This window comes from Psychroflexus torquis ATCC 700755 (assembly GCF_000153485.2).
Classification (GTDB): Bacteria; Bacteroidota; Bacteroidia; order Flavobacteriales; family Flavobacteriaceae; genus Psychroflexus; species Psychroflexus torquis.
On the sequence record NC_018721.1, the window covers coordinates 2,914,921 to 2,928,437 of the forward strand.

Consider the following 13,517-nt stretch of genomic DNA (forward strand, 5'->3'; position numbering starts at 1 on the left):
ATGAAAAAACTAGTTATCATATTAATTTTAATAATGAGCTTTACCATCCATGCTCAATTTAGTCCTCAGACTAAAAAAATTACCAATAAATTCTTTCCAGACAGTGAAGAAGTTTTAAACACAACGCCAGCGCTTCAAAAGAAAAGAGGATTTACCAATTATAAAGAGCTGATTGCATTTCTAGATAAATTAGTTAATGAGCACTCAGATATAGTATCCTTATCCTATATAGGAGAAAGTCAAAAAAAGAGACAAATTCCCTTAGTAAAGTTGGTCGTACCCAACGGAAAAGAAAAAATAAAAGTCTGGATGCAAGGCGGCTTACACGGTAATGAGCCTGCAAGTACAGAATCTATGCTGTATTTACTAGACCGCCTGCTTAATGATGAATCTTATGCTGATATTTTAGAAAATATAGAACTTGCAGTTGTACCTATGGCCAATATAGATGGGTATCTTAAAAATGATAGATATGCTGCTAACGGACTAGATTTAAACAGAGACCAAACCAAACTCATGGCGCCAGAGAGTGTGGTATTAAAACAGGCGTTTTCTAACTTTAATCCAGATGTAGGTTTAGATTTTCATGAATATAGACCTTACCGGAGAGACTATGCCAGAATGGGAGATTTTGGACTGACTAATATGTATGATGCTATGTTTCTGTTCAGTGGAAACCTGAATGTTCCACAAAACTTAAGAACGTTAACCGACGAATTATTCGTAGAAAACGCAAGGCAACACTTAGATGAATATGGATATACCCATCAACCTTATATATCTACTCGAAAAGTAGAAGGCGATATTCATATTAATCAAGGATCAATTAGCTCAAGATCAAGTGCCTCAAATTACGCTTTAACCAATACCATATCTTCATTAATAGAAATAAGAGGTGTTGGTTTGGGTAAAACGTCCTTCAAGCGGAGAATACATTCTAGTTTTCTCATTGCCATATCCTATTTAAAAACAGCTTCAGAACACATGAATCTGGTAAAAGATGAAATTGAAATTGCAACAGCTCAAACTAATGATGTTGTTTTAGAAAGTAATAGAGGAATATATAAAGACTCAGTTCAATTTATTGATATAAATACGAATGAATATGTCCAATTTGAAATGACTGTGCGCGATGCCTGGAAAGCTGAAGCAAAACTCACTAGAGCACGCCCAAAAGCCTATATCATTGAGGCAAATCAGACTGAAATCATTCAAAAACTACAAACCTTAGGGATTAAAATTGAATTTCTAGAAGAAGATAAAACCTATGAGGTAGAAACCTACGAAGTGGCTTCCGTTTACAGAAAACCAATTCGGTATGAGAAAATGAAACTACAAACGGTCGAAGTAGATTTAAAAAAAGAAGGAAAAACTTTTAATAAGGGTACTGCAATCGTCATGATGAACCAACGGCGTGCAAATATCGCAGCAGAGGTTTTAGAACCAGAAGCCCCAAATAGCTTTGTGAGTTTTGGTATTTTAAGAACAAACAAAGGCGAAACTTTACCCATTTATAGATTACTTAACTAAGCGCAATAAAACGAAATCGATATGAAACGATTAATAAACACAATTCAATTTTTTATTCTTGTATGCTGTATAGGTATTGCTAGCTCAGGTTACGCACAAGAAGAAAGTGTAGAAGAAGAAACAGGTTCAGAAACTGAAACTGAAAGAAACAAAGCGTCGTATAGCTTAGGAAACGGTTTAAACTTTGCTTTTAATGAAGAGGCTTACCAATTTAACATTACTGGGTTTTTACAACCTGGCTATTTTAACGAAAGAGTAGAGGGTTTGGAAGATGTAAACCAATATAATTCCAAACGTACGTTTTTACAATTTGGTGGTGCAGCCTTAAAGGAAAAAGTGTCCTTTTTTGTACAGTTGGATTTTAGCTTAACCAATCCTTTAATGGATGCATGGATAGGGTATGAACCCATAGAACAGGTAAAAATAAGCTTTGGACAAAAACAAACTTTTGTCAATAACAGAGAAATGACTTATAGAGAAGATAGGTTACAATTTGTGAGTAGAAGTATGTTAAGCCAGAGCCTTTCGCAAACGGGTCGTGAGTTTGGTGTTTTTGTAGAGTCAAAATTTAAGTTGGGAAATACAATGGGAATTGCTCCCATGGCTGCCCTTACTTCTGGCGATGGAAGAAATTCTTTTGGTGAGGACTCTAGGGATTCTGACATTGGAGGAGTGAAGATTGGAGGTAGATTGGACTTTTACCCACTTGGTTTTTTTAAAGAAGGAAATGAATTAACTAACGTGGATCTTGAAAGAGAAGACATTTTTAAATTTGTTATTGGTGTCGCTGGTAGTCAAAACAATGGGGCGAGTGGTGCTGCTGGTGAAAGCCATGGTGACTTTTTCTTATTTGACGAAAATGGTAACAATAGCCTTCCAGATTATAGACAACTCTATACAGATATACTTATGAAGTATAAAGGCTTTTCATTTTTAGCAGAATATGCCAATACCTCAGCAGCTGGTATAGACAAAGTATTTATTGACGACGCTGCAACACAAATTCTTGCACCTCAACAAATTAGTGAATTTCTAGCCTTAGGAGATAGCTATAATTTTCAATTGGGATATATTACAAAAAATGGGTATAGCTTCGATGTCAGATATGGAACCGCTACAGCAGAGTTTGAAAATTATGCAGATTCAGTATTATCTGATATGAATGAAACAACTTTTGGACTGTCTAAGTATTTTTATAAAAATGCACTAAAAGTTCAAGCCTCATACTCTAGGATTGAACCCTCCATGGGCGAAACTATAAATCAAATTGAACTCATTTTACATATAGCATTATAGTGAAATTTCTAGCATTCATATTTGTAGTTTTGATATCGACGGTTCAACTTGTTGGGCAAAATTTAAGTCAAAACAGCACAGGTTCATTTACATTCACACCAACAGGTCCCTTGAGTAATCAACCTGTAGAAGTTTATTACCATATCCCCAATGGCGATATTAGCACGATGCCTATTGTAATGTCCTTTCATGGAAGCAGTAGGAATGGAAGTGACTATAGAGATTATTGGATAACTATGGCCAATGCAAATGGTTTTATGGTTTTTGCACCAGAATTTTCAGACTCTAATTATCCTGGTTTGGGCGACAGTTACCTCATGGCTAATATCTTTGATGATGGTGATAATCCAAGTCTATCATCTTATAACAATCCTGACGAATGGACGTTTTCTGTTTTAGACCCCATTTTTGAAGACATAAAATCAGATATATCTGGCACACAAGAAGTTTATAATGGATGGGGACATTCAGGGGGTGCACAATTTCTACATCGCTTTATCATGTACATGCCAAGTAGTAAACTAGATGTTGCGGTTTGTTCAAACGCTGGTTGGTATACGGTGCCTGAAAACACAGTGTCTTTTCCTTATGGTATATTAAACGGACAGTTGCCCAGTAGTACTTTAATAACTGCATTTTCAAAAAAGCTTATCGTACATCTAGGACAGAACGATACCGACCCTAATTCTCCAGGATTACGGCGTAATAACGTTGTGGATAATCAACAAGGGATCCATCGTTTAGAGAGAGGTCAATATTTTTTTAGCACGAGCCAATCAATAGCACAAGGGCTAAACACAGCTTTTAATTGGGAAAAGCACGAGGTTGCTGGAATAGGACATGATGCCCAGCAGATGGCCAACGCTGCCCTGCCTTATATCTTGATGAGAACTTTGTCTCCAACTGAATATGAATCAAAAACAGACGTTAACCTTTATCCCAATCCTACATCAAACCACATTTTTTTTGATAATTCAAGTGTAAGACTCAAAAAAGTGAAGCTTTACACTAGTCATGGCCAGTTTGTAAAAACCTTCGAATTTAGCACCTTTGAAAAATCACAAAAAATTAATTTATCAGATTTGAATTCAGGGCTTTATATTCTTAAAATAAATGAGAACTATATAAAGTTATTGAAAAAATAAAATAATGCTTTATTTTAATAGCATGATCAATAGAAAACTACTAAGCTTTGAAAACCAAGGCTGTTTTTAATTGTATCTAAAAATACGTTGATTAAACCTCTAGAATTTGCGAAAATCAAAACCATATATCTTTAAACTCTTAGGCCCTTTAGCCTTTGTACTATTTCAATTTATCAAACCACCAGAAGGTTTAAATCCAGTTGCTTTTATGCTATTGGGTATTACGGTTTGGATGGCCATTTGGTGGGTTTTTGAAGTAGTTCCTATTGCGGTTACGGCACTTTTGCCAATTATATTATTTCCGATTTTCAACATACTCTCTATTTCTGAAACCACGGCTCAATATGGACATAAATTTGTGTTTTTGTACTTAGGAGGTTTTATTTTAGCAGCAGCTATAGAGCGATGGAATTTACATCGTAGAATCGCACTTCACATCATAAATGCAATTGGCTCGAAAGCTTCTTATTTAATTTTAGGGTTTATGCTATCCACCGCATTTTTATCGATGTGGATTTCAAATACTGCTACTACTGTAATGATGCTTCCTATCGCTATTGCTATAGCCAACCAAATCAAAGAGCAAAACCAAATTGAAGATAAATCAACTTCCAATTTTTCAAAGGCGTTGATGCTTTCTATCGCTTATAGTGCATCGATTGGTGGGCTTGCAACGCTTATTGGAACACCGCCTAACTTGGTTTTGGCTGGAGTTTTAGAAAACACGTATGCCATTAAAATCGGCTTTTTTGAATGGATGACTTTTGCATTACCAGTGTCCTTAATTTTACTTTTTATATGTTGGAAATATTTAACGCTGGTGGCATTTAAGCTAAAACACATGAAATTTACCGTTGGCAAAGACCAAGTAAAAAACATGATTTCTAAATTAGGGGAGTTTTCATATGAAGAAAAAGTCGTCGGACTGGTTTTTCTTTTTGCTGCTTTGGGTTGGATATTTAGAGGGCTATTGGAAAAGCTAATTCCAGGTCTTGATGATACCATAATAGCAATATGTGCAGCAATGTTGCTATTTTTAATTCCTTCCAGAGAAAGCGGAAAAAAACTATTAACTTGGAAAGAGGCTGTAAAAATACCGTGGGGAATTATCATCCTTTTCGGTGGAGGTATGGCTTTGGCCAAAGGCTTTACAGAAACTGGTCTAGCAAATTGGATCGCTACTCAAATTACATTATTTGAAGGGTTAAGTATGATTGTTTTTATGCTCTTGGTAGCGACCTTGGTTAATTTCCTTACAGAAGTGACTTCCAATTTGGCGACTACTGCCATGTTACTTCCTATTCTTTCTCCTGTAGCACTTAGCTTCGACATGCATCCCTTTTTAGTGATGTTTGCAGTGACCTTATCCGCTTCCTGTGCTTTTATGTTGCCTGTGGCCACACCTCCAAATGCTATTGTTTTTGGGTCCAACTACCTTAAAGTGTCAGACATGGTTAAGAAAGGCTTCCTGATGAATATTATTTCTATTATTGTGATCACACTGGCGGTTTACTATTATATGCCGGTCGTCTTTGGTTTGGATAGTTTGAGTTTCCCTGAAGCTTTAAAATAGAGGCATGCATAAAAAATAAGTATTAAAGCAGTTTTTTAATTGGGGTCTTGATGTCTATTTTCTAGCTGTTATTAGAGGTCATTTAATTTGTCCCAAATGCACCTTAACGATTGGAATTATTAAAAGTCAGGGATTTTGAAACTCTAATTTGACTTGAGATAAATTACCCCCAAGATTTCACCATTTATTAAAGCCTGTTTTTAATGTTAAGACTTTTAAGGCAATAAAAAAATCACTAAGTTTATACTGTTAGCAAAATGGGGATAATACAACTTGTTGTTTTATACGTGTGTTACCTCATATTTAGAGAGATTTAAAACCTTATTCAGATTCTGATATACTGTTCTCTTTTATGAATCTACTTACATCTAACAACGGTAAAACTAGATTAATTGGTAAACTTGCCGTTTTATAAGCAAACATTCCTCTAATTGCGCCTATTGAAGCATCTAAAAATAGATTCATCAAATCATCACTTATATATATCTCATCATTTTCATCTAGAAATTTTAACTCATCTTCTGAGACATCAAATAATTTAAATATAGTTTCAGTCTCTAATTTAATAAATTCAATCTTTTTATTTTTCTCTTCATCCTCAAATGAATAGGATACAAAAACTGTTAATGACACAGTATTTTTATCAGAACTACCTCTAACAAACATCCCAATATTAAGATCTAATTTATCCTCAGAAAAATTATCCACTATAAAATCTGTCAATTTATTAACAAAAGATAATTCTCTTATGTTAATAATTTTAAGCCCAATATTTGTATTTTTTTCTGACATTTCTAAAAAATAGGTGCATAATTTTTTTCATATTTAAAAGATGGAGAATATCTTCTGTATGAATTATCTGAATTTTCAAAATGTTTTGGTTAGTAAATTGTGCTTTGTTTCAACAAAATAATCTCAATTTTATTTACCGTTGCTCCTTCGTTAGCGACTACTTCTAACAATCTTTCACCTAAAACAGCTTCAATTTTTGCTAAAGTTTTCAATGTAAAGTTATGAGAACCTGATAACCATTTACTAATTTCAGATTCATTCTTTTTTAATTCCCTAGCTAAATCTTTTTGTTCCATTCCCTTCTTATCTAGTAGATATTGTATTCTACCGGATAAATCGAATGTATTATCAACAAAAATATCAATATACTTAGCTCGAACTTTTCTTATTCTTTCTAAAATCTTACTTCTTTTCATCTTGTATGTAAAAAGTTAAATAACCTGTTAATACTTTATTATGCTCAAAAACTTTACCATTTTGAATCCTAGAATTCAAAATGTGATTAATATCCTGTAACACTTCTACACAATTATTTAAATAAGGGTCTTCATTATACGTTTTTGTATTTTTTTCTCCACCATTTCTAAGAATAACAATATTCTTTGATAATCGAATTGCATATAATCTTAAATTAGCAACATATAATCTTTCAGGAATAGCTCCTACTTGATCATTCATTTTACCTTCAGGTCTGAAGTATCTTAATTCAGCTCCTTTCTGACCTATTTTTTCAAACATTCTTGATATAATATCAATATCTTCTTCAAATTTTTCTTCATCGCAAAACCTAATAAAAAAATCATCAGCTTCTGACTCTTTCTTTAAATCATAATTGAGAGTATAGAAATTTACTTCTTCAAACTCTTCATACAGCTCTATTTTAATCTTTTTCTTAGACTTCACTTATAAGTTATGTGCAAATTTAAATTAAAAATCAATCAAAAAAAATATTTCGGTCTTAACTCTATTTATTAGTTTAGATGGAATCAAATTTTTTCACAACAAATATAATAATTCATAATTTAAAGTTTGTATTGATTAAAAAAACGCAAGGCAATAACTAAGCATATGGCTTGCCGATAAGCAAAAGCTATATGATTTGTTGACTGATCCGGTATTTTTAAATAAGGGGGAATTCGATGAGTTGGCAGAAGCCTTACAAGAGGAGAAGGTTGTTTTTAGAGTGCTTTGCATCCCTTTTTATTCAGTTGCTTATCTAAATAAGGTACTTTTTAGGGAGATCATGCTTTTTTTGTGTGAGAATCTGCTATTTTTTATCATTTTCCTTTGGCTACTATTCTTTCATAAAGATCTTTGCAAGATATGTTGTACTTGACTGTCGGCAGGTTTACAGACCTTAAAACTGAACATAAATAACAAATTATGACGTTTTTGATTGCCTATTTATAGCTATAAACAACATTTTACTATGTTTAATAGTTATTCTTAAAGTATTCATAATAGAGTGTAAACTAAAAATGTGATTTGAGATGTAGAGTAATTACCTCCAAGATTTCACCATTTATTAAAGCCTGTTTTTAATGTTAAGACTTTTAAGGCAATAAAAAAATCACTAAGTTTATATTATGAATAAAATGTGGATAATACAACTTGTTGTTTTATAAGTATGTTGTGATTCATTGAGAAGAACCGATAAAAATGACAATTATGAGTAATTTAAAAGACATTAAATCGGAAATTGAAATATATGCGAATGACTCAAATTTGACTGAATTACAAATCGTTGAGAAACTGGAAAAACATTACTTTAACAAAAAAGTAAATGAGAATTTAAAACTGTATAAAAAGGGTAAGAAAAAAGTGAGCGAAATAACAAAAGACCTGAAAATATCGCCACGAAAATTTTATGCGATTTTGGAAAAGAAAAATATTGAACATAAGAAATATAAAAAAGAGTAGTTTAAAATAAAACGTTTGACTTTTAGCTCGTTTGTGGAATTAAAAATTGAATTTAAAAGCAAAACCCGAATTGAATACGGAGTATATCAAGTTGCGGAATTGCCCACTCAATCGGAAATTTAAAAACATAAATTAATACCAATAAAAATGAGAAAATGCATTCTATATATCGCATTAATTGCAAGTGTTATTATTTTAATTTCAAATATTGTTAAATTAGATTTTGATAGTTTAAGTAACAATTCTTTTGGATCAATAATATCAAGTCTAATATTTTCTATAGTTTTTATAATTTTAATAAGAAATAAAAATAATCATATAGAAAAGGAAATAACAGTAAAATAAACAACGAAATGCCAACACCGTATATAATTTATTGCTAGTTCTAGCCTACTTACGAATCCCGAAGCGTCGGGACCGCTGGGATTTTATATTTACTAGACTAGTTGCTTAATCACGCAACTAGTCTAGTGTACCAAGAATCAGCCATGGCAATACATAAAATGGTTGAATGCTGTAATTAAGATGATGGCAGGTCCATCAGAGTCGTTGTATAGGCGATGGCTCTAAACCCCTAAAGGTGCTTTTGTAAAGAGCCCAGAAGCTTCGGGGGTGCTGAGCGTTTAGGAGAATCCAATCCACGAGGTTGGCAAGGGATGAGTAAAGGAGTTGAACCCTTCATAAAGCTCAGGATAAACTTCAGTGAATCATTGATGAGGTGTCCGCGAAAAATCGGGGCAAGCTTGGTGAGGAGAAACTTTCAAGCACGGTGTCACACTGAGTCTGTCGAAGTTTTCTGTGAGAGGCTTGGGGTGAAATTCCACTTTTCTACTGGATTACGTATACGATATCACACATTTGAAAAAAAATATTCTGCATCATATGAAAATCATTAATTTGACATTAAATCTTCTCAAAATTCTATCAATATTCTCGCTTCTGATTTTATTATTTTCTTGCCAAGAGACAATAAATAACTCGGAAAAAACTCAAAGTCAATCTATCGGACCAACTAATGGAGCGTTGTTAATTGGTGGTGGTGGAATAACAGATGAAATGTGGCAAGTGTTTTATGATTTCGCTGATGGAAAGTCAGCTAAACTTGTTATAATTCCAACCGCTTTTGATGAAAATTCGATAAACTATGACCCAGAATTTAAAATTTTAAAAAGACAGTTTACTGCACGGGGATTTGATGACATTCTATTTATGCACACAAGAGATACTTTGGTTGCAGATAGCGATGAATTTGTACAACCTTTAAAAACTGCAACAGCAGTTTGGTTAACAGGCGGAAGGCAATGGCGAACAGCAGATGCTTATTTAGATACTAAAACTCATTTAGAATTAAAAAACGTTTTAAAACGTGGCGGAATTATTGGGGGACATTCGGCAGGCGCATCTATTCAAGGTTCTTATTTAGCAAGAGGCGGAAGAGATCTAAATGGCAATTACAAAATAATTAGCAATTCCGAAGTAGGATTTGGATTTGTAACGAATACCGCTTTTGACCAACATCATCTTGATAGAAACAGACAGTATGATATGTTTGATTTATTAAAAATTAGACCGGAATTGTTAGGTGTTGGTATAGATGAAGATACTGGGATTTTAGTACAAGGAAATGAATTTCAAGTTATTGGTAATAGATATGTGTCAATTTATGATAACACATTTTGGTCGCCCTATTTCAATGAGATTGACACACTCGAAACTGGAAAAAATAAATTCTATATTTTAAAAAATGGAGACAAATATAATCTAAAAGAGAGACGTGTTCAACGAAATAAGTTTTTAGAACCAAAAGACATTGCTTCCAACGAGCAAAAGGAATATTTAGGTACTTATTTATTTGAAAAAAGCAAGGTATTTTGGAACAACATCGTAATTGAAAATGACACTTTGAAATTCCAAATTGTACGTAGAAATAGTGTTCGTGACCCGATTCCAATATACACATACGAAAAAGACATATTCTTTGATACAGACGCAGAATTATGGTTTCACTTTAAACGAGATAGTTTAGGGAAAATCATTGGATTTGTTAAAAAAACACATAAATTTATCCATGGTCTAAACCAAAGATTTAATAAGATTGCTGAAAGTCATACTGCCGACAAAGAACTGAGGTAAAAAACAGCTCTTTTCTACTTTAATTTGAAACACTAGTAGTATAGGCACATGGATTCATAAAACTGATTCATCAAGCTTTTTTAATTGATTTTTCTCTATTTATTTAGACATCGCAGAAACGTAAATTTTATCATATGGCCTGCCTGATTTAGCGATTGCAAAACAGTGTTTGAATAGCTTGTCGGCTGCGACGATTAAGATAAGCTTCTTTTACTCTCTTCCTTTTGTTGACGATACGCTCTTAGAGCTCTCTACAGGTCTTAAAGGAGAATAAATAACAAATTATGACGTTTTTGATTGCCAATTAGTAGCTATAAAGCAGCATTTTTTTAATATGTTTGGAGGTTATTCTTAAATCAAAATAGTAGAGTGCACTCTACTATTTTGATTTAAGAAGTACTGTGGCAAAAAACAAGTAAAAAGTCATTATTTTTCACCAAAGTAATGCGATAGGTAGCCTTGTAGATCAAACCGAATTTAGCAATTGCAAAGGCTTGTTTAGACAGCTTAGAAAGACCACAAGGATTGTACAATTCCTGTTTCTTTATTTTTGATTAAATCTATCTGTATCGATGCCTACAGACGAACCTTCGAGTGATAAAACATGTTTTTTCGAAAAAAAAGCATCTTATCTGGCGCTTTCACCTGTTATTTTTAAGATCTACACCAAGGCTACTTTAAAACCTAGGAGGGAGGAATGCTTATGAGTTATGTTCCTTATATTAGATTTTACCATTTTAATTATAGTTGAGACCTCTGGAAATTTGAGACGTATTGATGAGGTTATGTGATACCGAATTCAATTCAATTTTACGGTTTATTTTTTATTAGAAACGATATTTTATCTTAATTTTTTGTTGGTGATAACTTTTTTAGACCTTCTTTAGAAAGAACTTTTGTATAAATGCCCCCTTTGATGTGGTTCACATCGAATTCAATAATAAAGGCATTCTTATCTATAGAATCAATTAAATTATATGTTCTTCTGATATCAATCCTATTGATGACTGTATGGATGATATCATTTTTAGCTTGAAGACCTCTTTTTCCAAAACCTCCCGATCCCCTATATAATGTGGTTCCTGTTCCTACAACCCTGATAAGCTCTTCGTTAATTGAAGTTGTATTTTCAGAAACAATCATTAAGCCCACGTAATCTTCAAAACCTTCAATCATAACATCGATAACCTTAGCGGTAACAATAAAAGTCAATATAGAGTACATCGCTATTTCAAGAGAAAGTAACAAGGCAGTAGATCCAAATAAAATCACATTAAAAAAGAGGATGACCCTTCCTATGCTAATTCCAAAACGTTCATTTACGACTATTCCCAATACTTCTGAACCGTCTAAGACAGCGCCATTTCTAATAGATAATCCAATCCCAGCCCCTAAGAAAAGGCCACCGAAAATTGCGATGAGAAGTTTATCTTCTGTGACCGAAGCGAAGTTTTCAAAATGGATAATTACTGCTAATAAGATTATTGAAATTAATGATTTTGTGAAAATTCGCTTAGACAAGCTAAACCATGCTAAAGTGAGGAATGGAATACTGACAAGTATGAGGAAAAAGGAAATATCAATATCGAATAGTTCACTCAGTAATATGGCAATCCCTGTTGCACCACCATCTAGAAACCCATTGGGAATTAAAAACATTTTAAGCCCTATACTAGCAAGGAAAATACCTATTGCAATTTGAAAAATCTCTGATAAAATTCTCTTCATAGTATTTATGTTTTTGCTCTTCAGTTTGAATACCTGAATCGTGCCTAAAAATAACATTATCTGGTATCGCTTTCATCTTTTTTAATCGATAAAACTGAGTAAATCATTTTATTTTTAAGTTCATAGGGCAAAGATTTTAAATCAATTAGATCAGTTCGTCTCACTCCAACCTCTTTTTCATGCTTTGCTGTTCTTCATTTAGATATATGAGATGACAAAGGATGTGGAGATCATATAATAAAATAGCTTTGTAGAGAGGGCTCTTATTATTTTAGTGTTCAGAGATCCTTTTAGAGTCTTTTCTCGTCAGAGTAGTCTATTGTAATCCATCCTTAGTCTGGATTAAATAATTTACTTCAATTAACCAATTTTAGGAATTAGCTTAAATAGATGTGTCTGATAATCTCCTACAGGTGATGGCATACAGAAATTATACTTTATATTTACCTTCATTTATGAGGTCTAAACTAAAGTTTTTTACAAAAGGTTTAGGAGTATATCGATAAGGTAGAATTGAGACTAATTTGTTATTAATATAAGATTTTCTATGGGTTTTTATAATAAACTGAAATGGGTTCTAGGTATTTTAATGGTTTTTGTTATTATCGTTTCAACAAATTTAATCGATAGAAATAATTTTATTCGTGTTAGGGATTCGGTTGTTACCATTTATGAAGATAGACTTGTAGCTACAGATTTGATTTTTGAAATGTCGGAAGCCGTCCATACCAAAGAGCTAGCGATAGCTTTAGTGGACTCGATCTATTATACGAGGCAAAACAAAGAGGTAAACCAAGAGATAGGGGAGTTGATCTCGAGATATGAGTCAACGAGGCTAACTGAAAACGAAAGCAAGATTTTTAAGGAGCTTAAGAATAATCTTGAGACTTTAAAGACTTTAGAAATCACTTATATCAAGTCAAAATTTAAGCAAAAAGACCTCTTAAATCAGCGCATTTCAGAATTGAAGCAAAACTTATCTGAGTTGTCTAAAATCCAGATCAGTGAGGGAAAAAGACAGATGTCTATCAGCAAAAAAGCTATCGATATAGTTGAATTGTTTACTCATATTGAAATCTACTTACTCGTTTTTTTAGCGATTATAATTCAGATTATCGTGATGTATAAACCGAAAAAAAAATAATAGATAGCTGAGGTATTCCTTACAGAAGTAACCTCCAATTTGTCCACTACAGCCATATTGCTTCCTATTCTTTTTCCTGTAGCACTTAGTTTCGACATGCATCTCTTTTTAGTGATGTTTGCAGTGACCTTATCAGCCTCCTGCGCTTTTATGTTGCTTGTGGGCCACATTTCCAAATGATATTGTTATTGGGTCTAGCTACCTTAAGGTTTCGGACATGGTTAAGAAAGGCTTCCTGATGAATATTATCTTTATT

Annotated in this window: 11 protein-coding genes; 7 read left to right on the top strand and 4 right to left on the bottom strand. The window is 33.0% G+C overall.

The window, feature by feature from the left end; all coding sequences use genetic code 11:
- The 4 genes from P700755_RS12500 to P700755_RS12515 all read left to right on the top strand — a co-directional run bounded on the left by P700755_RS12500 (window position 1) and on the right by P700755_RS12515 (window position 5,544).
- The gene (locus P700755_RS12500; RefSeq protein WP_015025020.1) at window positions 1–1,530 is read left to right on the top strand and encodes a M14 family metallopeptidase; all 1,530 of its coding nucleotides are present in this window, start codon (window positions 1–3) and stop codon (window positions 1,528–1,530) included.
- 21 nt (window positions 1,531–1,551) lie between these two features.
- Window positions 1,552–2,826 (top strand): hypothetical protein, encoded by a 1,275-nt coding sequence (locus P700755_RS12505; protein ID WP_015025021.1) that lies wholly within the window; start codon window positions 1,552–1,554, stop codon window positions 2,824–2,826.
- The gene (locus P700755_RS12510; protein ID WP_015025022.1) at window positions 2,826–3,971 is read left to right on the top strand and encodes a T9SS type A sorting domain-containing protein; all 1,146 of its coding nucleotides are present in this window, start codon (window positions 2,826–2,828) and stop codon (window positions 3,969–3,971) included. The genes P700755_RS12505 and P700755_RS12510 overlap by 1 nt, the downstream gene beginning before the upstream one ends.
- 106 nt (window positions 3,972–4,077) lie before the next feature.
- The gene (locus P700755_RS12515; protein ID WP_015025023.1) at window positions 4,078–5,544 is read left to right on the top strand and encodes an SLC13 family permease; all 1,467 of its coding nucleotides are present in this window, start codon (window positions 4,078–4,080) and stop codon (window positions 5,542–5,544) included.
- Between the two features lie 321 nt (window positions 5,545–5,865).
- Here the strand turns inward: P700755_RS12515 and P700755_RS12520 are convergent, their stop codons facing one another.
- The 3 genes from P700755_RS12520 to P700755_RS12530 form a co-directional block, all read right to left on the bottom strand.
- A complete protein-coding gene (locus P700755_RS12520) occupies window positions 5,866–6,336 on the bottom strand; it encodes a hypothetical protein (RefSeq protein ID WP_015025024.1) in 471 nt (156 codons plus the stop codon).
- 89 nt (window positions 6,337–6,425) lie between these two features.
- Entirely contained in the window at window positions 6,426–6,752 is a 327-nt protein-coding gene (locus P700755_RS12525; RefSeq protein ID WP_015025025.1) for a helix-turn-helix domain-containing protein, read from the bottom strand.
- Window positions 6,739–7,239 carry a hypothetical protein gene (locus tag P700755_RS12530; protein WP_015025026.1) on the bottom strand — a complete coding sequence of 167 codons (501 nt, stop codon included), beginning with the start codon at window positions 7,237–7,239 and terminating at the stop codon, window positions 6,739–6,741. The genes P700755_RS12525 and P700755_RS12530 overlap by 14 nt, the downstream gene beginning before the upstream one ends.
- A gap of 765 nt (window positions 7,240–8,004) precedes the next feature.
- Between P700755_RS12530 and P700755_RS12535 the strand changes: the two genes are divergently transcribed.
- Complete coding sequence (locus P700755_RS12535; RefSeq protein ID WP_015025027.1) at window positions 8,005–8,256, top strand: hypothetical protein; 252 nt, start codon at window positions 8,005–8,007, stop codon at window positions 8,254–8,256.
- Window positions 8,257–9,138: 882 nt separating this feature from the next.
- On the top strand, window positions 9,139–10,389 hold the full coding sequence (locus P700755_RS12540) for a cyanophycinase (protein WP_015025029.1): 1,251 nt from the start codon (window positions 9,139–9,141) through the stop codon (window positions 10,387–10,389).
- Between the two features lie 846 nt (window positions 10,390–11,235).
- Here P700755_RS12540 and P700755_RS12545 read toward each other — a convergent pair.
- Entirely contained in the window at window positions 11,236–12,117 is an 882-nt protein-coding gene (locus tag P700755_RS12545) for a YitT family protein (RefSeq protein WP_015025030.1), read from the bottom strand.
- Between the two features lie 547 nt (window positions 12,118–12,664).
- On the opposite strand from P700755_RS12545, the gene P700755_RS12550 reads away from it, so the two are divergent.
- Window positions 12,665–13,261: an MCP four helix bundle domain-containing protein gene (locus tag P700755_RS12550; protein ID WP_015025032.1), complete on the top strand. Its 597-nt coding sequence runs from the start codon at window positions 12,665–12,667 to the stop codon at window positions 13,259–13,261.
- Window positions 13,262–13,517 lie beyond the last annotated feature (256 nt).